This is a genomic window from Algoriphagus sediminis, assembly GCF_030403435.1.
Classification (GTDB): Bacteria; Bacteroidota; Bacteroidia; order Cytophagales; family Cyclobacteriaceae; genus Algoriphagus; species Algoriphagus sediminis.
Window position 1 is genome coordinate 435,310 of sequence record NZ_JAUEPH010000002.1, and the last position, 18,927, is coordinate 454,236.

Genomic DNA, 18,927 nt, shown 5'->3' on the forward strand with positions numbered 1-18,927 from the left:
GAGTTAGGTGAAAAATGAGTTTATCCTGCAGGATCTACAAGGAAAAGTGGCTGATCATACTCCACTGGAGTGGCATTAGCGACAAGAATCTTTACAATTTTTCCAGAAATCTCTGATTCGATTTCATTGAATAGTTTCATGGCTTCGATGATACAAACTGTGTCACCTGCCTTGATTTTACTTCCTTCGCTTACAAATGGATCAGCATCAGGGTTAGGAGTCTGGTAGAAGGTTCCAATCATGGGAGATTTGATTTCCACAAGATTAGACGGAGTTTCAGATGTGCTTGTCTCTGGGGTTGCTGCAGGTGCAGGAGCTGGTGCTGCCACTGGACTTGGAGCAGGAGCAGAGTTGACTTCTACTGTTTTTACAGGTGCGGAGTCTGCGTATTTTTTAATAGAAAGTTCGAATTCACCGGTTTTGATTTTTACCTCAGCCAAGCCTGAATTTGAGATATAATCGATTAGTTCTTGAATCTCTTTTGCTTTCATGAAGATTAAGGTTTTAAAGTGGTTTACTGATTTTTAATCAGGTTATTGGCTACAAAGCCTTTTAATATACGAATTACTTTACTCGTTCAGAGTATGAACCATCACGAGTATCTACTTTGATCAGGGTGTCCTGATCCACAAAAAGTGGGACCATGACAGTTGCACCTGTCTCCAATGTAGCAGGTTTTAATGTATTCGTGGCAGTATCACCTTTTATTCCTGGTTCTGTATAGGTAATCATGAGCTCGACAAATGGAGGGAGCTCCACTGCTAATGGGGTTTCGGTTTCATCATGGATTAAAATATCCGCCATTTGCCCTTCTTTCATCAGGTCAGCCCTCTCGATAAGCTCATCTTGAATTGCTATCTGCTCAAAAGTATTTGAATCCATAAAGTGGAAGCCCATATCGTCTTTATATAAAAACTGATGTGGCCTTCTTTCTACTCTCGCAGTCACTACTTTTTCTCCCGCGTTGAAAGTTTTGTCCAGGGTTTTACCACTTTTCATTCCTTTCAGTTTGGTTCTTACAAAGGCAGCTCCTTTTCCCGGTTTAACATGCTGGAATTCTACAATGGTGTAAATGTCATTGTTCATTTCCAGACACAAGCCATTTTTAAAATCAGCCGTACTAGCCATATTTATTTGAGTTTATCTTAAATTATTTTGGGTTGTATGCCCATTTTACATAAGTCGCGCCCCAGGTAAAGCCTCCACCAAAGGCAGCAAGAATAAGGTTATCTCCTTTTTTCAGTTGCTTCTCGTACTCCCAAAGGCAAAGAGGGATAGTAGCCGCCGTGGTGTTTCCATAGCGCTCGATATTCATCATTACTTTTTCGGGCCCAATTCCCATTCGGTTTGCCGTAGCATCAATAATTCTCTTATTCGCCTGATGTGGAACTAACCATGCCACATCATCGCCCTTAAGTCCATTTCTTTCCATCACTTCTGCACTCACATCGGCCATGTTTGTAACAGCAAACTTAAATACGGTAGCTCCTTCCTGATAGGCAAAATGTTCCCTTTTTTCTACGGTGTCGTGAGTGGCTGGTCGACGACTTCCACCTGCCTTCATATGAAGGAAAGGTTCTCCGGAACCGTCTGATTTCAAAATAGAATCCATGATCCCCATATCCTCAGTAGTAGGTTCTAAAAGAACCGCACCGGCGCCATCACCGAATAAAATACAAGTAGTCCTGTCGGTGTAGTCTACTATGGATGACATTTTATCAGCCCCTACAATGATTACCTTTTTATGCATTCCGGATTCAATGTATTGGGCTCCGGTGTTTAAGGCAAATAAGAAACCTGAACAAGCTGCAGCCAAGTCGAAACTAAAACTGTTTTTTGCACCTACCTTGTCGGCGATAATATTTGCTGTAGCTGGAAAGGGTAGGTCAGGTGTTACGGTGGCACAAATGATCAAATCTATGTCTTCGGCCTTGGTGTTTGTTTTTTCAAGTAGGCCTTTAACCGCCTCTATTCCCATGACAGAAGTCCCTTGGTCTTCGCCTTTGAGGATTCTTCTTTCCCTGATGCCGGTTCGAGATAGTATCCACTCATCGTTTGTCTCTACCAAAGTTTCAAGCTCTTTGTTAGTCAAAACGTAATCAGGTACATAGCCCTGAATTCCGGTGATCATGGCTCTTGTTTTGTCCATTCAATTTTGTGTTTTTAAGCCAATCAGAAGGCTCGTGCTGAATTCTAGGATGGAGTCATCGCTCCAAGATAAGTGTCAAAAATATTACAATTGTCTCTTACCACCAAAAGAATTCTTAGAACCGGAAATCAATCGGGTATTGGAGACATCTTGGGAAAGTGCAAAAAAAATCCATCCTCGATGGAGGATGGATTAAATAAAATTGGTTTTGGCTTAAGCCAACACTTCTTTTTCCATGATTACCTGACCTTTGTAATAAAGCTTTCCGTCTAACCAGAATGCTCTGTGAGGTAGGTGGTATTCACCAGTAGTAGGACACTTCGCCATTCCTTTGGCTTCCAATTTATAGTGCGTTCTTCGCTTGTCTCTTCTGGTCTTTGAAATTTTTCGTTTAGGATGTGCCATTGTATCTGTGGTTTATGATTATTCTTACTTCTTTAAATTTTTCAGTGCTGCCCATCTCGGGTCCACCGTATTTTCTTTTTTCTGACTTTCTTCTTCTCTATCTAATATGATAAACCCACCCTGAATACTTGGGTCATCATTATCCAATTCATTTTTATAATCCGGATGAATTCTTTTTGATGGTATGGATAGCAAAATGAATTCATAAATCAATTGAGCAACATTAATGGAAGGTGTGTCTCTGGTAATCATAAACACTTCTTCATTGATTTCTTTCTCCTCTCCACCAAACTTATAAATAATGGTTTCTTGGAGATCAAGTGGATAATCAAAGCTTTCCAGGCTTCGATCACATACTAACTCGACTGTTCCTTTGATAAAGAAATCAGCTTCAATAAGGTTTGCTCCTATATTTAATCTGACCCGTGCGGTCAAATTTCCTTTTTCGGCGATTTCATTTTCTTCAAAATGGCTGAAAAAGGAATCATCAATCTGGAAATCAATCTCGTGAACTCCCTCTGTATACTTAATCACTTCTATTTCGAAGCTCTTCCAGAACTTATCCATGCTCCCCGGATTTAAGACCGCAAATTTAGAGATTAAATCTCAATCTTTGAATTTTATTTAGGAATATTCTTCTGTTTTTGAAGGTTTTTCAGACTATTCGACATATTCTGACTCTTGACTTTGAGTTTTGACTATGTCAAAAGCTAAAAACAATGCTGACCTCATGGAACCTGGGTCGGCTAAATTTTTTCCTGCTATCCCAAATGCTGTACCATGATCTGGGGAGGTTCGTACTACCGGAAGGCCAGCTGTGTAGTTCACTCCTTGTCCAAAATTCATGGCTTTGAATGGGATTAATCCCTGATCATGATACATTGCCATGACCCCATCAAATCGATTTTGCTGCATCATTCCATAGAATCCATCAGCCGCATAAGGTCCGAAAACATAATGACCTTTATCCTTTAATTCATTGATAGCGGGTTTTATAATTTCTATTTCTTCATTGCCAAGAATTCCTTCCTCTCCCGCGTGCGGATTTAACCCCAAAACAGCAATTTTTGGCTTATTAATTCCGAAATCTTTTTCCAGACTGGAAAGCATGATCTCGCATTTTTCTTTGATTAATTCCTTGCTGATACTGGAAGCTACTTGAGCTAATGGCATATGTGCAGTAACCAAACCAACACGCTGACTCTCTGACACCATCATCATAAGACTCTTTTTAGCACCAACAGCTCTTGCTATATGCTCTGTATGTCCCAAAAATGGTGCTTCGGGAGTATTAATGTTGTTTTTGCTAACAGGAGCAGTAACCAAAGCATCAATATTTCCCTGCTGTAAATCCTTAATTCCTGCTTCGAAAGCTTTCAGGGCAAACTGACCTGCAAGTTCTGTTTCGGTACCAGGATTGAGTTCAGGGCAGTCCTCCGAAACATTGATCACATTCACTTTTTTCCACTGAAGTGAGTTTAGGTCTCTGGTCTGATGGAAATTAAAATCCTCAAGAGAAAGTGCCTTTCTGTAGTAGGATAAAATTTTTCCATGGCCATAAATCACAGGAGTGAAACTTCTTGTCATTCTTGCGTCCATTAAGGACTTCATGATAACTTCGGGTCCCACTCCGTTACAATCTCCTATACTGATGCCGATCTTAGGTTTATTATCTTTCAAGTTCATTTTCTGCAAAATGCCGCCTCTAAATCAATCTTTGAGGCGCTGAAATCCTTTGAGAATATTCTCTTAATTTTAGCTGCAAGTTATAAAAATTACGAGGGGATCGATGAAAAAGGTAAAAGCAAAAAAACACCTGGGGCAACATTTCTTGAAGGATTTGTCGATCGCTGAGGATATCGCAAAAGCCATAACCGGTCATGGTGGTGCTCAGACCATTCTCGAGATCGGACCTGGAATGGGAGTGCTGACCGATTTTTTACTTGAATTGGATCAAGAGCTTTTACTGATCGACATTGATAAAGAATCCATTGCATTTCTATCTGAAAAATACCTGCAGCTAGCGGGGAAAATAATTTATGGAGATTTTCTCGATTACGATTTTAGAGAAATGCTTCCTGATCCATACATCGTGGCAGGTAATTTTCCATATAATATTTCTACACAAATTTTTTTTAGAATCCTGGAGCAAAGACATAAGGTAACCGAGGTGGTCTGCATGCTGCAAAAGGAAGTGGCTGAGAGAATAGCTTCTCCTAAGGGAAATAAAAGCTATGGCATTCTGTCAGTACTTTTACAGGCCTTTTACGATATCGAATATCTTTTTTCAGTCCCTCCTCATGTTTTCGATCCACCTCCTAAAGTTAATTCGGGGGTCATCAGGCTCCTGAGGAATTCAGTTGAAAAACTGGACTGTGATGAGAAGCTTTTTTTTAAAGTTGTGAAAGGAGGTTTTGGGAATCGTAGGAAAACCCTTAGAAACTCATTAAAATCTTTTGATCTTGCAGATGATTTGAAGCAGCATCCCTTGATGGACTTAAGGGCGGAGCAATTGTCTGTGGATGATTTTGTATTTCTAACCTCACAAATCGAGAAGTCGCGTGGAAACAATTAAGCAATTCGAACTATCCAAAGAGTATCTGGAAAGCCTTCGAATCGCTATTGAAGGCGAGGATGGGTCTTTTATTCAGGAGTCCTTCGAAGGTGTCAATGTAGCTGATATTGCTTCAATGCTGGAGGAGCTGACCATGGAAGAGGCTCTTTTCGTTTTTAAAACCATCGATAAGCAGGTAGCCTCCGATATTTTAACAGAGCTGGAGGATGATACCCTGGATAAGGTTATCAAAGAGATGGATTACCAAGAGCTGGCTTCATACATCCAATTAATGGATTCGGATGACGCCGCTGATATGCTCAATCTCTTTGATGATAAGGAAAGTCAGGAGATCATCGGCTATTTTGATGACAAGGCTAAATCTCTTCAGGTCATAGACCTTTTAAAATACGAAGAGGACACTGCTGGCGGTATCATGGCAAAGGAATATATCCGTGCCAATAAGAATTGGACAGTGGTCCAAACAATAAATGAAATAAGAAGGCAGGCTGAAAATGTGGAAAAGATTTTTTCCATTTATGTAGTGAATAATCGTCAGCATCTTCTTGGAAGGGTTTCCCTTAAAAAAATTGTGCTGGCCTCTGATCAGACGTTGATTCAGGATATATATGAAGAAGAGCTGATCTCTGTAACTACAGATACCGACCAGGAGGAAGTGGCTGAAATCATGCGTAGATATGATTTGGAATCAATCCCGGTGGTGAATGCTAAAAATGTACTCGTAGGTAGAATTACGGTAGATGATATCCTTGATGTATTGCGGGAGGAAGCAGAAGAAGACATGCAGGCGATGACCGGTATTACCGATACCGTTGATGAGTATGATTCCGTAATTAAACTGACCAAAGCTCGTTTACCCTGGCTTTTGATTGGTATTATCGGCGGACTGATGGGCGCGGGATTCATTGGTTTCTTTGAAGGTGGGCTCAGTAAAGTTACTGCACTCGCATTTTTTATTCCTCTGATCACCGCTACCGGAGGAAATGTAGGTATTCAATCCTCCTCTTTGGTGGTTCAGTCCTTAGCAAGCAAATCTGCCTTTGATGATAGTCTTTCGAAACGTTTTCTTAAAGGACTTCTGGTTGCCATTCTTAATGGGTTGATTTTAGCTTTGTTTGTTTTCGGAATGGTAGTTTTATTTTATGGTAATGGCGCCAGATTTGCCATGGTTGTCTCAATTGCCCTTTTCTCAGTCGTTCTACTGGCTTCTTTTATGGGGACTGTAACACCCATTGTTTTGGACCGAATGGGAATAAACCCAGCATTGGCATCAGGTCCCTTTATTACTACTGCGAACGATCTGCTAGGCTTAGCAGTTTATTTCCTCGTGGCTATGTCACTTTTGAATCTATAAGGATTGCTACCATGAAAGTGCTGATTATTGATGAAATGCATAAGAGCATAATAACTTTGCTCGAAGAGATTAATTTAAAGGCAGACTACCGTCCATTGATTAAAAGGGAAGAGATTTTAGAAATCATAGACGGGTATGAGGGGATTTTTATTCGTTCCAAAACCTCAATGGATAGGGAGTTACTTGAAAAAGGAAAAAACCTAAAGTTTATAGCCAGAGCTGGAGCAGGGCTGGAAAAAATAGACCAGGACTATGTAAAATCAAGGAATATAGAACTGTTCCATGCAGCAAAAGGAAACCGGGATGCAGTAGCCGAGCAGGCCATAGGTGGTCTTCTGGCTCTTTTCAATCACTTATTGAAAGCCGATAGAGAGGTAAGAAAAGGTGTCTGGGACCGTGAAGGTAATCGGGGGATTGAGCTGAAAGGAAAAACCGTCGGGATTTTCGGCTATGGAAATATGGGTAAAGCCTTCGCCAAAAGACTCAAAGGTTTCGATGTGGAAGTTTTAGCCTATGACAAATATAAGTCAGGTTTTGGCGATCGTGACGTGAAGGAAGTGAGTATGGAAGAACTGCAAGAAAAAGCCGAAATTCTGAGTATTCATGTACCGCTTACGGATGAAACCCGTATGTTTTTTGATGATAAGGTTATTTCTGGCTTTAAAAAGCCAATTTGGCTGATCAATACCGCAAGGGGAGAAGTTATTTCTTTTTCGAGCATCAATAGAGCCCTCGATAAAGGTCAGATTTTAGGTGCTATTTTAGATGTACTCGAGAATGAGAAGTTTGACCAATTTACCCCGGCTCAAAAGGAAGAATTTGATCGTCTGGCTTCACGTGAAAATGTTTTGTTCACTCCTCATGTTGCAGGTTGGACTTTTGAGTCCTACGAAAAAATAAATGAGGTTTTGGTCAAACAAATTCGGAAAAAATTTGGCCTTTAAAGGCGACAGGAGTGAAAATACAAACTTGCTAAATGGCAAAGCTTTCGTATCTTTGCCCCATAAATAAAGACAAAATCCACGGTAACGGTGCTGAGAGGTAGCCGTTACTTTGTTTTAATACCCAAATCAAACTTATCAAATATGGGAGTGCAATATTACACTGAGGAAGGACTCAGAAAGCTTAAAGAGGAGCTTGCGGAACTCAAAGGAAAAGGAAGGCAGGACATAGCTAAGCAAATTGCTGAAGCCCGAGACAAAGGAGATTTAAGTGAAAATGCTGAGTACGATGCAGCAAAGGATGCTCAAGGGCATTTAGAGCTAAAGATTGCAAAACTTGAAGCTGTAGTGGGCAATGCCCGTGTCCTGGATAATTCTATAATGGATCCTTCAAAGGCTGGAATTCTAAGTACCGTGAAAATTAAAAACATTAAAAACGGGATGGAAGTAGCCTACACTTTGGTTTCAGAAGAAGAGGCTGACTTGAAGGCGGGGAAAATATCTCTGGCATCACCTTTTGGAAAAGGGTTGAATGGAAAGAAAGTGGGTGAAATAGCCGAGATTAATGCCCCGGCAGGAAAACTTCAATTTGAAGTATTAGAAATAACTTACTAATTGAATCCCGGTCTAACCGGGATTTTTTATTTTTAGGGATGGCAACAATTTTTACCAAAATTATAAATCGAGAAATTCCAGCAAATATCATCGCTGAAGACGATCATTACATTGCTTTTTTGGACATCATGCCCCTAGTCAAAGGACATGTACTCGTAGTACCTAAAGTGGAAGTGGATTACATTTTTGACCTGGAGCCAGAAATTCTTCAAGGTCTTACCGTTTTCGCTCAAAAGGTGGCCAAGGCAATAGATAAAACCATCAAATGTACGAGAGTAGGTGTAGCTGTCATCGGGCTGGAAGTGCCCCACGTTCATGTGCACTTAGTTCCTCTTAACAGTATGGAGGACATTAATTTTACTAGGCCAAAGCTGAAATTGAGTTCCGAAGAACTGGATAGCATAGCTGAAACGATAAAAGCTGGTCTCGGCTAATTTGACCTTGGGTCAAATTCTTCAATTATTCTCAATGAGTACTTGGGGGTTCCTCCCTTTTGGGTGGCTACATAAGCTCCAAGTTTACACCCAAAATCAAGGGCTTTAATTGGTTCTTTTCCATCAAGGATTCGATAAATAAACCCGCTTAGAAAGGCATCTCCAGCACCAATAGTATCACTCACTTTTACTTGATAGCCAGCGTGTTGGAATATTTTACCTCTATCATAAATTAGGGCACCCTTTGAACCTAAGGTGATACATATTTTTTCTATTTCGAATTCCTTAGAGATATGATCACAAAACGGTTTTATTTCTTTGCTTATTTCAAAGTACTTAGCAAACTCGACCAATTCATCCTCATTGATTTTTAACAGGTCTGTTTGGGCTAATAGGGTAGTTATTTTATCAAAATCAACATATGGAGGGCGGAGATTCGCATCAAAAATCTTCCATTTTGCATGAGGTAAGATGGCAAGAAGTGTTTTAAAGCTTTCTGCACTTCTCACCGCAAGTGATCCGAAAATCAAGGTATCGGATTTTTTCACAGCCTCCATGGCTTCAGTGGTGATTTTTATGTGGTCCCACGCCACATTTTCCAGAATATCATACCGGATGTTCTCCGGGTCACTATCATCAATTAAAACCCTTGAGGTCTCTAGGTTTGGAAGGGTTTGAATTAGTGAGGTGTCTTTGCAAAAGGAATGGAGGAATTCCAAAAGGTCAGACCCCAGTTTATCATGCCCTACTGAAGAAATTAGTTGGGAATGATGTCCAAGTTGGTGTAGATTTAAAGCCACATTCATCGGAGCACCCCCAGGAATAGATCCTGTTCTAAGACAATCCCAGAGCATTTCACCAAATAACACTACTCGCTTTTTCATCTCAATTGTGTATGTTTTTATGAATCTGTTCCAAAGTTTTCCCTTTGGTTTCAGGCATTTTGAAAATTACCCAGAGAAGTTGCCATACCATCATAGTAGCAAAGAACAGGAAGATATAGCCTGGTCCAAATTGATTGGCAAAGAAGGGGAATACATTTGCAATGATGGCGGCAAGAATCCAATGTGTGAATGACCCAATAGATTGGCCATAAGCGCGGAGATCATTTGGGAACATTTCAGAGATGAAAACCCAAATCACAGAACCCTGTCCTATTGCATGGGAGATAATAAAGCCAAAAACAAAGAAAGGTAACCATGAAGAAGAAATTCCAGGTCCAAGGAAATTAAAAGCCATGAGGCAAAGTGAAACAATATAGCCTACCGAACCAATATACATTAGTTTTTTACGGCCTATTCTATCGATCAAATAAAGCCCGAGGAAGGTACCTGCCAAATTCACCAACCCAATTCCAATGGTGGAAATAAGCGCATTTTCAGTGGAAATTCCAGCCATTTCAAAAACTCTGGGAGCGAAGTAGATTATGGCATTGATTCCAGAAAGCTGATTAAAGAAGGCAAACATGATTGCCAGGATGGTGGTAGGTAAAAATGTTTTGGTAAAAATCGCTGAGAAACTTCCTTTTTGATGGATTTCGTTTTCTTCCTCAATTGCTAGGGCAATAGCTTCGTCCACACCATCCGGATCTGTTTTAGTAAGTATTTGTCTTGCTTTACTTTCATCCCCCAGTTTGGCCAAAATCCACCTTGGACTTTCGGGAATTCTGAAAATCATAATAGAATAAATTAAGGCAGGTATTGCTTCCACGCCCAGCATCCATCTCCATTCGTTGATTAGGTCTGCAGTGCCAATAAGGTAATTGGAAACATAAGCAATTACAATCCCAAAAACGATATTGAATTGGTACAAAGCCACTAGGAACCCACGGTTTTTTGCGGGAGCAATTTCTGAAATATACATTGGGGCAACCACAGATGAAGCTCCTACGCCTAAGCCACCAATGAATCGAAAAAGGGTAAATGATGTAACATCCCAGGCAGCAGCAGACCCGAATGCTGAAATGAAATAGAGTAAGCCAATCCAAAGCAGGCTTTTCTTTCTCCCAAATTTATCAGCAGGAATACCTCCGAATAAAGCACCGATCACGGTTCCGTAAAGGGCAGAGGCGATAGCCAAACCATGCATCCAATCACTTAGCTGCCAAACTTCCTGAATTTGTCTTTCGGCACCGGAAATTACTGCTGTATCAAAACCGAAAAGAAAGCCACCCAAAGCGGCTGTTATTGATACAAAAATGGCATACTTTCCTATGGACATGCTTGAATGGGTTTGAGATGATGCACGAATCTAACCAGAACCCTCAAATATCAAAAAGGAGAAATTGGCATTTGATATTTTGGCCGGGTTTCGACTGAATTAATTTGTAACCAAAAAAAGGTGAATTTCCCAGGGAACTTTGAGCCCTTTGAGGGTTGTACTACTCACAGAAGAATATTTGGTTTTCATCAAAAACTGAACTGATGGCCTGTATAAAATTTCCTATCTTCGCGTAGTAAGATAGTTCATCCGAAAGATCGAATTTTATCACTGAACCAAGCTATAGACCCAAACAATGACAAATCAAGTCGAAACTTACACGCCAAAGAATCATATTCGAATCGTGACTGCTGCATCCCTTTTTGATGGACATGATGCGGCTATAAATATCATGAGAAGAATCATCCAGTCAACTGGCTGCGAAGTGATTCATTTGGGGCACAACCGTTCTGTACAGGAAATTGTGAACTGTGCCATTCAGGAAGATGTGCAAGCCATAGCCATTACCTCTTACCAGGGTGGGCACGTGGAGTTTTTTAAATACATGTATGACCTGCTCAGAGAAAATGGTGCAGGACACATAAAAATCTTCGGTGGAGGAGGAGGAACCATCCTTCCTGAGGAGATTAACGAACTCGAGGAATACGGGATTGACCGAATTTACTCTCCAGATGATGGTAGAGCTCTTGGTCTCCAAGGGATGATTAATGACTTGGTGAAGAAGTGTGATTTTCCGATTGGAAATGAACTTCCAGAAGGTTTTTCGCTAGATAGAGAAAACAAGGGTTACATAGCCAGGGCTATTTCTTCATTTGAGAATTTTCCCGAAAGTGCCAAAAATCTACTTGATACTGTCAGAAAGCAAAGCAAGGAATCTACTACTCCAGTTTTGGGAATTACCGGTACAGGAGGAGCAGGAAAATCATCTTTGGTGGACGAATTGGTAAGAAGATTTTTAATTGATTTTGAGGATAAAACTTTGGCGATTATCTCTGTAGACCCTTCTAAAAGAAAGACGGGAGGTGCATTACTTGGAGATAGAATCAGAATGAATGCCATCAATCACCCAAGGGTGTATATGCGATCTTTGGCAACCCGTCAGTCCAATTTGGCTTTATCTAGATACGTTCAAGATGCTGTGGATACAGTAAAAGCCGCAGACTTTGATTTGGTCATTCTGGAGACATCCGGGATAGGTCAGTCCGACACAGAAATTATCGAACATTCAGATCTTTCTCTTTACGTAATGACTCCCGAATACGGAGCTGCATCCCAGTTGGAAAAGATTGACATGCTTGATTTTGCAGATGTAATTGCTTTGAACAAGTTCGACAAGAGAGGTGCTCTAGATGCCATTAGGGACGTCAAAAAGCAGTATAAACGAAATCATAATCTTTGGGAAACCAAAGATGAAGACATACCTGTTTTTGGCACAATTGCCTCACAATTTAATGATCCGGGTATGAATGAGCTCTACCGGGCCCTTATTCATCACATCGGAGAAAGGCATGAGGGATGGGGAAGTAATTTTGAATTGACCGGAGGTCAGTCAGAAAAAATTTACATCATTCCCCCATCCAGAACCAGATATCTATCTGAAATCACAGAAACAAACAGAAACTATGATCGGTGGGTGGAGGAGCAGAAGGAGATAGCCCAAAAGCTCTATAGCATAAGGAAATCCATAGAAACCATTTCTGAAAGTAGGATGGAGGACAAGGACAGAATGATCAAAGAACTTGAGGAGGTTTATTCTCAAGTGGAACTTGAACTTGATCCAAAAAACAAGCTTTGGTTAGAAAACTGGAAAACCGAGGAGCAGCGCTATTCTGATGAATACTACATCTTCAAGGTTCGTGATAAAGAAATCAAAGTTAAGACCTACCATACTTCTCTTTCCGAGTCTAGAATTCCGAAGGTTTCCCTTCCGAAATATGAGGCTTGGGGTGATCTATTGAAATGGGGGCTTAAGGAAAATGTTCCTGGAAAGTTCCCATACACTGCGGGAGTTTTCCCATTTAAAAGAGAAGGAGAAGATCCGACCCGGATGTTTGCAGGTGAAGGTGGGCCAGAAAGGACGAATAAGCGTTTCCATTATGTTTCTCAGGATATGCCTGCAAAGCGGCTTTCTACCGCATTTGATTCGGTAACCCTTTATGGAGAGGATCCAGATTACCGACCTGATATTTACGGAAAAATCGGAAATTCGGGAGTCAATGTATGCTGTCTTGATGATGCCAAAAAGCTTTACTCAGGCTTCAATTTGGTTGACCCCAAAACATCGGTTTCCATGACGATTAATGGACCGGCAGCGACCATGACTGCCTTTTTCATGAATGCAGCCATTGACCAGCAATGCGAGGTTTACATTAAAGAGAATGGCCTGGAAAAGGAAGTAGAGAAAAAGATTTCGGTAATCTACAAGGATAATCCGAGACCGAAGTACAATGCCGAAATCCCAAAAGGAAATGATGGTTTGGGGCTGATGCTATTGGGAGTAACTGGTGATCAGGTTTTACCAAAAGATGTGTATGAAAAGATCAAAGCTGACACTATTTCGAAAGTCAGAGGTACGGTCCAAGCCGATATATTAAAAGAAGACCAGGCTCAAAATACTTGTATTTTCTCAACGGAATTTTCTCTTAGACTCATGGGAGATGTTCAGGAATATTTTATCCAAAATCAGATTAGAAACTTCTATTCTGTTTCTATTTCAGGATATCACATCGCAGAAGCCGGTGCAAACCCGATCACTCAGCTGGCACTGACTCTTTCTAATGGTTTCACCTATGTGGAGTATTATGTGAGCCGAGGAATGGATATCAATAAATTTGCGCCAAATCTATCCTTCTTTTTCTCTAATGGGATTGATCCTGAATATGCGGTAATCGGAAGAGTGGCTAGGAGGATTTGGGCTAAAGCCATGAAGTTAAAATATGGTGCTAATGAGAGGTCACAGATGCTTAAATACCACATCCAGACTTCGGGTAGGTCCTTACACGCACAAGAGATCGATTTCAATGATATAAGAACCACATTGCAGGCGCTTTACGCTATTTATGATAATTGTAATTCTCTCCACACCAATGCATATGACGAGGCTATCACCACCCCAACAGAAGCTTCAGTGCGGCGTGCAATGGCCATCCAATTGATCATCAACAAAGAGCTTGGCTTGGCCAAAAACGAGAACCCAATTCAGGGTGGATTTATCATTGAGGAGTTAACGGATTTAGTGGAAGAGGCTGTTTATTTGGAATTTGATCGAATCACAGAAAGAGGTGGGGTTCTAGGGGCCATGGAGACAATGTACCAAAGAGGAAAAATTCAGGAGGAAAGCTTGCACTACGAAATGCTAAAACACACCGGAGAGTATCCAATTATTGGAGTGAATACATTCCTTTCCTCAGAAGGGTCTCCAACAGTCATACCTGGAGAAGTCATTCGGGCTAATGAATCTGAGAAAGAGAACCAGATTCAAACTCTAAAAAATCTTCACGGGAGTCAGAGAGAAAGATCGGATAAATTGTTATCTCAATTGAAAGTTACAGCATTGAAAAATGATAATGTTTTCAAAGAACTGATGGAGGTATCGAAGTATTGTTCCCTAGGAGAAATCACGAATGCGCTTTACGAGGTAGGAGGGCAATACAGAAGAAATATGTAATCAGATTTAAAGGTTATGGCAAATAAGAAAAGTGTAAAGGTCACCATGAAGGCCGACTATGAATACGAAGGTGTGAATGCCCAAGGTAATAAGGTGCAGATTGACATGTATGATTATGAAAAAAAGAAAGCTCAATCGCCAATGGACTTACTCCTTTCAGCTCTTGGAGGCTGTGCTTCCGTTGATGCCGTTTTGATGATGAAGAAGAAAAGAAAAACAATTTTAGATTTTTTTGTGGAGATAGAGGGAAGTAGAAATGATGGGGTTCCTGAGTTTTTCAAAGATATCACCATGAGGTTTGTTCTGGTTTCTCCTGATGCCAAGGAACAAGAATTTCAGAAAGTTATTGCATTGGCTGTTGATAAGTATTGCTCGGTTGCTTCATCCTTAAAGTCAAATATCACTTACACCACTGAAATTCAAAGGCCATCATGAGAGTAATTCGGGAATGGTTACAAGAGGAAATTCGTATTAGTTTATTTTCTTGGAACAATAAATACATTATCAAATTTGAGCTTGGTCCAATGGAGCAGACTTTCAAGGTTCCCGAAATGGATGTTTTAGATCAATCGGAGTTAGAAACGTTTTGGAAGGGAGATTTTTTTGAGAAGGTAAAGACAAGATTCCACGAAATGGGTACCTCATTTAGGGAAGAGCTGATAAAGCTTTGAGCGAAAAGCTTTATTTTGGCTTCATGAGAAAAATCTTTTGGACAGTTCTGGTACTATTTTTCTTTTCCTGTGAGTCAAAAGAAAAAGTAAAAAAAGACTTGGATCCGGCTGATCTTGATCTGATAATTAGTAGTGTGGAAAGGGATGGTCGAGATATGATGGAGGAAATAGCTTTCGTTTCAGAATTCATCACTTCACTTTACGAAAATCAGGATACCGTTGATTTTGAAGTTCCCCTTAGCTATACGTTTACAAATGGTATTTCCAATAATAGGCCTGGAGATTCTGACGATAAAAGCACCATCTATATTTCCTCTCTCCAAACTGATCAGGAATTGATATACAAGGAGATTCGAATTACAAATCCATTGGATTCCCTTTTCCGAAGTATTCGTACAAAATACCCTCAGATCGCTCAGATTTATACAAATTCTGCCGATCAAATCTCTAGAGTTTATCCAGAATACGATGCAGTCAATCTCCTAGAACCTGACTTGGATCTTACAGCATTTAATTTCTACTATGGTGCTGATGAAACTAATAACCCTGAACGTGTGCCTAGGTGGTTGCCGGACGCATACATAGATCCCGCTGGACTGGGCTGGATTGTCTCATTGGTTTCACCAGTTTATGTGAATGACCAACTTAAGTTGGTTGTAGGGATTGATTTCAAACTTTCTGAAATTTTAGAGCCGTATATGCGACCCAGTGCGGGTGAATTTTTAGTTGTAACAGCCAAAGGGGATATTGTTTCTGGATCTCCGGTTGCCATAAATGCTTTGGGGTTTCCCCCGCTAAAGAATCATGTCTACACTGAGACCATTAAAACTGACAACTTTAGGATCTCTGACTATAATTTGTACAACAGCAAGAGCGCCGAAGTCAGAAAAATGGCCAGCACTCTACTTAATTTTGGAGAAGACCGATTTTATTTTGAGCAAGAACCTGACCTTTGCTGTGCAATCGTATCAAGGTTTCAGCTTATCGGCTGGGTTTTGATTGAAATAGTAAAGAATTGAAATGGTTTAAGTCAAAATATCAGCAAGATTTTTGGGTGACCATCATCATGGGGTCGGTGATAGTCATATCTGTGGTGGTACTTGCTGTTAATTTTTTTATAGCCATTCGAAACTCTCAATTATCCTCAAGAAAGGAGTTTTTGCAGAAGCAGACTGAGCTGGTTTCCAGGCAACTGGAGATGAAAATGGATGAATTTGAAGGAGATGCTAAAGTCGTAAGAGCCTTCGTGGATGATCAGGATATGGATGAAGAAGACTACCGACAGGAGTTTACTGAAACCATTAGACGTGTATTTAACTCTTATCCTGATTTAATAGATTCAGCCCATGTTCATTTTTCGGATTCTTTGATTTCGTTTCAAATGACGCAAAGAAATAATTTTATCAGGCGTCAGATTTATGAGGTATCAGAAAAAAATAATCTCAACTACCTAGAAGTAGAAGGTGATACAGAAATTAAAATTGAATTCTTTCTGAATCTACCCGCTTACACGGTAAGATTTGTACAGGACTTTTACCTTGATCCGAATGGATCTAAGTTTCTAATAATCAGGGATTCAATTATTTATCTGAATTCTGGATTCTCCCAAGAACCTATTTCCATTGCTGAAGAATCAAGAAATGAAATTTTCAAGGATGTTTCGGAAGGACTGAAAGGACTATATTCTGTAAACTGGATAAGTTCAGGAATGGAAGGTATGGCCCAAGCAGCCCAGTATCCTTTTGATTTTGGAGATATAGAACGAGATGCTTCACTGGTTTTCCTTTTGAAAACTGATGATTTAAACTCCGGGATTTATTCAACCTATTTCTTTTTGTTCTGTGTCTTGATTCTGATTCTTATCGGAACGATAGTTATTTTCTCTCTTTCGATCGGGAATAACGAAAAATCCAGGAAAGAATTAATGCAGAAAACAGAAGAGATTTCAGATCTCTTTGAGCGACAAAGTCTTCTTTTGCAGGAGCTAAGGGGTTTCGTCTTTTTTCATGATTATCAAGGAAAAATTACGCGAGTCACACAAGAGATGGAAGCTATTCTGGGAAGAGATCTAAATGAATTTTATGAAGCATTTCAAAAAAACAGCCCGTATGAAGACGTCAAGAGAGTCAGGAATTTTGTTCTTAAGGCAGTTGATAACAAGCTTCCCTATCTGGATTTTGAATATGACTATCTACGAAGGGATGGAAAAAAATTAAGGCTCAGGATTTTCGAAAAACTAGTTTATGATGAAGAGGGAAATTTCAAGGGGGGAAATGGGATATGTACAGACATCACCAACCAGTATGAGGCTCGAAAAGAACTGATAAATAGTGAAAATAGACTTCGAAATGTAATTAGGAATATCCCTGATGTGATTTCGATTTATGATAATAGTGGTAAAATTTTATCACTTGACGTAAAAGATCAATCAGAATTTGTGGCGAATTCGAGCGAGTTTGTAGGGAAAAGGCTAGATGAGCTGGTAGGGACAAAGATGAAGGATGAAGTTTTAAAAGCATTCTCAGAATCCAGGCGAACCGGTAGAATAAAGACTGTAGAGTGGCCGATTCGTATTGATGATACTAAAAAATATTTTGAAGTTCGGTTTTTCCCTCTTGATGATAGCCAAATGATGTCCTTATCCAAGGACATAACCACTCAAAAGATTTGGGAGAAGGGATTGGTGGAAGCGATGAATGCAGCAGAAAAGGCTAATCAAGCCAAATCAGAGTTTCTAGCCAATATGAGCCATGAGATCAGAACCCCGCTCAATGGTCTTCTTGGGATAATCGATTTACTAGAACAGACGGACCTTAATGATCAGCAAAAACAGTATTTAAGTATTATTAAGAACTCAGGAAACAGTCTTTTGGGAATCATCAAGGACATTCTTGATTACTCAAAAATAGAGGCTGGTAAAATTGAATTAAATGATCAAAAGTTCAGTCCTGGGATTGAGCTCATAAAAATGATCGATATCTTCCTTGGTCTAACAAAGAAGAAGAAAATAAACCTGGTTTACGAAATTGAGGAGGAAGCAAATGGATGGTTTATTGGAGATAAGGATAAGTGGCAGCAAGTCCTAATGAACCTTTTGGGAAATGCTACCAAGTTCACCCCAGAAGGAGGAGAAATTTTGGTAAAATTAAGTACCGAATACCTAACTGATTCGGCCTATTTCATTAATTGTGAGGTCCATGATTCTGGAATAGGTATTTCTCCCGAGGAAATTCCATTTTTGACTGATCCATTTTTCCAGGTGGAAAGTGCTTCTGACAGGACCTATCAGGGTACAGGATTAGGTTTGGCCATAGCCAAAAAGATTATTCAAATTATGGGAGGTGATTTGAATATAGAGAGTTCGGTCGGAGAGGGATCTGTTTTTTCATTTAGTGTCCTTCTGGGTAAATCTGAGAATCAATTTAATGATTCCGGGGTGGTAGAATTGGTAGATGAGGATATCGATTCGAATCAAGGGCAGGAGTATCCGCTTCGTATTTTATTGGCTGAGGATAATGATCTGAATTTAGAGCTGATGAGCCTGATGCTTGAACAGCTAAATTATGAATTTGATGTGGCAAGAAATGGACTGGACGTTTTAAGCTCTTTGGACCAAAAAGCATTCGATGTCATTCTAATGGATGTTCAAATGCCATTGCTTAATGGACTTGAGGCAACAAAAAGAATTAGACAAGGCCAAATCCAAAAGGATGTGATCATTGTTGGCTTGTCGGCAAATGTTTTTGATGAAGACTTTAAAAAAGCAGAAGAGATGGGAATGGATTTTTACTTGACCAAACCTATACGATTGGCTGAATTGGCCAAAATCCTTAAGAATACATATTTGACTCTAGAAGGTGAGCAAAAGAGTAAAAGCGAACATTAAAGTTTGCTTT

Annotated in this window: 18 protein-coding genes; 10 read left to right on the forward strand and 8 right to left on the reverse strand. The window is 40.1% G+C overall.

Annotated elements, in window-relative coordinates; translation table 11 throughout:
- Nucleotides 1-20: 20 nt before the first annotated feature.
- The 6 genes from accB to pdxA form a co-directional block, all read right to left on the reverse strand.
- Complete coding sequence (gene accB, locus QVH07_RS05075; RefSeq protein WP_289999066.1) at nucleotides 21-491, reverse strand: acetyl-CoA carboxylase biotin carboxyl carrier protein; 471 nt, start codon at nucleotides 489-491, stop codon at nucleotides 21-23.
- Between the two features lie 73 nt (nucleotides 492-564).
- Complete coding sequence (gene efp / locus QVH07_RS05080) at nucleotides 565-1,128, reverse strand: elongation factor P (RefSeq protein ID WP_289999067.1); 564 nt, start codon at nucleotides 1,126-1,128, stop codon at nucleotides 565-567.
- Between the two features lie 22 nt (nucleotides 1,129-1,150).
- Nucleotides 1,151-2,149, reverse strand: coding sequence for a beta-ketoacyl-ACP synthase III (locus QVH07_RS05085; RefSeq protein ID WP_289999068.1), 999 nt, complete (start codon nucleotides 2,147-2,149; stop codon nucleotides 1,151-1,153).
- Nucleotides 2,150-2,362: 213 nt separating this feature from the next.
- Nucleotides 2,363-2,554 (reverse strand): 50S ribosomal protein L32, encoded by a 192-nt coding sequence (rpmF, locus tag QVH07_RS05090; protein WP_289999069.1) that lies wholly within the window; start codon nucleotides 2,552-2,554, stop codon nucleotides 2,363-2,365.
- Nucleotides 2,555-2,578: 24 nt separating this feature from the next.
- Nucleotides 2,579-3,121 (reverse strand): YceD family protein, encoded by a 543-nt coding sequence (locus QVH07_RS05095; protein WP_289999070.1) that lies wholly within the window; start codon nucleotides 3,119-3,121, stop codon nucleotides 2,579-2,581.
- Between the two features lie 93 nt (nucleotides 3,122-3,214).
- Nucleotides 3,215-4,240: a 4-hydroxythreonine-4-phosphate dehydrogenase PdxA gene (pdxA, locus tag QVH07_RS05100; protein ID WP_289999071.1), complete on the reverse strand. Its 1,026-nt coding sequence runs from the start codon at nucleotides 4,238-4,240 to the stop codon at nucleotides 3,215-3,217.
- Between the two features lie 103 nt (nucleotides 4,241-4,343).
- Here pdxA and rsmA point away from each other — a divergent pair, with 103 nt between their 5' ends.
- The 5 genes from rsmA to QVH07_RS05125 all read left to right on the forward strand — a co-directional run bounded on the left by rsmA (nucleotide 4,344) and on the right by QVH07_RS05125 (nucleotide 8,473).
- Nucleotides 4,344-5,129 (forward strand): 16S rRNA (adenine(1518)-N(6)/adenine(1519)-N(6))-dimethyltransferase RsmA, encoded by a 786-nt coding sequence (gene rsmA, locus QVH07_RS05105; protein ID WP_289999072.1) that lies wholly within the window; start codon nucleotides 4,344-4,346, stop codon nucleotides 5,127-5,129.
- Nucleotides 5,116-6,483, forward strand: coding sequence for a magnesium transporter (mgtE, locus tag QVH07_RS05110; protein ID WP_289999073.1), 1,368 nt, complete (start codon nucleotides 5,116-5,118; stop codon nucleotides 6,481-6,483). Before rsmA ends, mgtE begins: the two co-directional genes overlap by 14 nt.
- Nucleotides 6,484-6,494: 11 nt before the next feature.
- Nucleotides 6,495-7,427, forward strand: a complete 933-nt coding sequence (locus tag QVH07_RS05115; RefSeq protein ID WP_289999074.1) for an NAD(P)-dependent oxidoreductase — start codon at nucleotides 6,495-6,497, stop codon at nucleotides 7,425-7,427.
- A 141-nt stretch (nucleotides 7,428-7,568) separates the two neighbouring features.
- On the forward strand, nucleotides 7,569-8,039 hold the full coding sequence (gene greA, locus QVH07_RS05120) for a transcription elongation factor GreA (RefSeq protein WP_289999075.1): 471 nt from the start codon (nucleotides 7,569-7,571) through the stop codon (nucleotides 8,037-8,039).
- Between the two features lie 38 nt (nucleotides 8,040-8,077).
- Complete coding sequence (locus QVH07_RS05125) at nucleotides 8,078-8,473, forward strand: HIT family protein (RefSeq protein WP_289999076.1); 396 nt, start codon at nucleotides 8,078-8,080, stop codon at nucleotides 8,471-8,473.
- Here the strand turns inward: QVH07_RS05125 and QVH07_RS05130 are convergent.
- Both QVH07_RS05130 and QVH07_RS05135 read right to left on the reverse strand, forming a co-directional pair.
- Complete coding sequence (locus tag QVH07_RS05130) at nucleotides 8,470-9,357, reverse strand: carbohydrate kinase family protein (protein WP_289999077.1); 888 nt, start codon at nucleotides 9,355-9,357, stop codon at nucleotides 8,470-8,472. The two genes, QVH07_RS05125 and QVH07_RS05130, sit on opposite strands and share 4 nt — an antisense overlap.
- Nucleotide 9,358: 1 nt before the next feature.
- On the reverse strand, nucleotides 9,359-10,693 hold the full coding sequence (locus QVH07_RS05135) for a sugar porter family MFS transporter (protein ID WP_289999078.1): 1,335 nt from the start codon (nucleotides 10,691-10,693) through the stop codon (nucleotides 9,359-9,361).
- A gap of 295 nt (nucleotides 10,694-10,988) precedes the next feature.
- Here QVH07_RS05135 and QVH07_RS05140 point away from each other — a divergent pair, with 295 nt between their 5' ends.
- The 5 genes from QVH07_RS05140 to QVH07_RS05160 are packed head-to-tail and all read left to right on the forward strand — an operon-like array spanning nucleotide 10,989 to nucleotide 18,917.
- Nucleotides 10,989-14,360 carry a methylmalonyl-CoA mutase family protein gene (locus tag QVH07_RS05140; protein ID WP_289999079.1) on the forward strand — a complete coding sequence of 1,124 codons (3,372 nt, stop codon included), beginning with the start codon at nucleotides 10,989-10,991 and terminating at the stop codon, nucleotides 14,358-14,360.
- A 15-nt stretch (nucleotides 14,361-14,375) separates the two neighbouring features.
- A complete protein-coding gene (locus tag QVH07_RS05145) occupies nucleotides 14,376-14,795 on the forward strand; it encodes an OsmC family protein (RefSeq protein ID WP_289999080.1) in 420 nt (139 codons plus the stop codon).
- Entirely contained in the window at nucleotides 14,792-15,031 is a 240-nt protein-coding gene (locus QVH07_RS05150; RefSeq protein WP_289999081.1) for a hypothetical protein, read from the forward strand. The genes QVH07_RS05145 and QVH07_RS05150 overlap by 4 nt, the downstream gene beginning before the upstream one ends.
- Nucleotides 15,032-15,054: 23 nt before the next feature.
- The gene (locus QVH07_RS05155) at nucleotides 15,055-16,050 is read left to right on the forward strand and encodes a PDC sensor domain-containing protein (protein WP_289999082.1); all 996 of its coding nucleotides are present in this window, start codon (nucleotides 15,055-15,057) and stop codon (nucleotides 16,048-16,050) included.
- The gene (locus tag QVH07_RS05160) at nucleotides 16,047-18,917 is read left to right on the forward strand and encodes a PAS domain-containing hybrid sensor histidine kinase/response regulator (RefSeq protein ID WP_289999083.1); all 2,871 of its coding nucleotides are present in this window, start codon (nucleotides 16,047-16,049) and stop codon (nucleotides 18,915-18,917) included. The genes QVH07_RS05155 and QVH07_RS05160 overlap by 4 nt, the downstream gene beginning before the upstream one ends.
- The last annotated feature ends 10 nt before the right edge of the window (nucleotides 18,918-18,927 follow it).

Excerpts from the sequence above, each read along its gene's own strand:
- pdxA (WP_289999071.1), bottom strand. The coding sequence starts at position 4,240 with ATGAACTTGAAAGATAATAAACCTAAGATCGGCATCAGTATAGGAGAT.
- QVH07_RS05095 (WP_289999070.1), bottom strand. The coding sequence starts at position 3,121 with ATGGATAAGTTCTGGAAGAGCTTCGAAATAGAAGTGATTAAGTATACA.
- accB (WP_289999066.1), bottom strand. The coding sequence starts at position 491 with ATGAAAGCAAAAGAGATTCAAGAACTAATCGATTATATCTCAAATTCA.
- QVH07_RS05155 (WP_289999082.1), top strand. The coding sequence starts at position 15,055 with ATGAGAAAAATCTTTTGGACAGTTCTGGTACTATTTTTCTTTTCCTGT.
- efp (WP_289999067.1), bottom strand. The coding sequence starts at position 1,128 with ATGGCTAGTACGGCTGATTTTAAAAATGGCTTGTGTCTGGAAATGAAC.
- greA (WP_289999075.1), top strand. The coding sequence starts at position 7,569 with ATGGGAGTGCAATATTACACTGAGGAAGGACTCAGAAAGCTTAAAGAG.
- QVH07_RS05115 (WP_289999074.1), top strand. The coding sequence starts at position 6,495 with ATGAAAGTGCTGATTATTGATGAAATGCATAAGAGCATAATAACTTTG.
- rsmA (WP_289999072.1), top strand. The coding sequence starts at position 4,344 with ATGAAAAAGGTAAAAGCAAAAAAACACCTGGGGCAACATTTCTTGAAG.
- rpmF (WP_289999069.1), bottom strand. The coding sequence starts at position 2,554 with ATGGCACATCCTAAACGAAAAATTTCAAAGACCAGAAGAGACAAGCGA.
- QVH07_RS05140 (WP_289999079.1), top strand. The coding sequence starts at position 10,989 with ATGACAAATCAAGTCGAAACTTACACGCCAAAGAATCATATTCGAATC.
- QVH07_RS05085 (WP_289999068.1), bottom strand. The coding sequence starts at position 2,149 with ATGGACAAAACAAGAGCCATGATCACCGGAATTCAGGGCTATGTACCT.
- QVH07_RS05150 (WP_289999081.1), top strand. The coding sequence starts at position 14,792 with ATGAGAGTAATTCGGGAATGGTTACAAGAGGAAATTCGTATTAGTTTA.
- QVH07_RS05145 (WP_289999080.1), top strand. The coding sequence starts at position 14,376 with ATGGCAAATAAGAAAAGTGTAAAGGTCACCATGAAGGCCGACTATGAA.
- QVH07_RS05135 (WP_289999078.1), bottom strand. The coding sequence starts at position 10,693 with ATGTCCATAGGAAAGTATGCCATTTTTGTATCAATAACAGCCGCTTTG.
- QVH07_RS05125 (WP_289999076.1), top strand. The coding sequence starts at position 8,078 with ATGGCAACAATTTTTACCAAAATTATAAATCGAGAAATTCCAGCAAAT.
- QVH07_RS05130 (WP_289999077.1), bottom strand. The coding sequence starts at position 9,357 with ATGAAAAAGCGAGTAGTGTTATTTGGTGAAATGCTCTGGGATTGTCTT.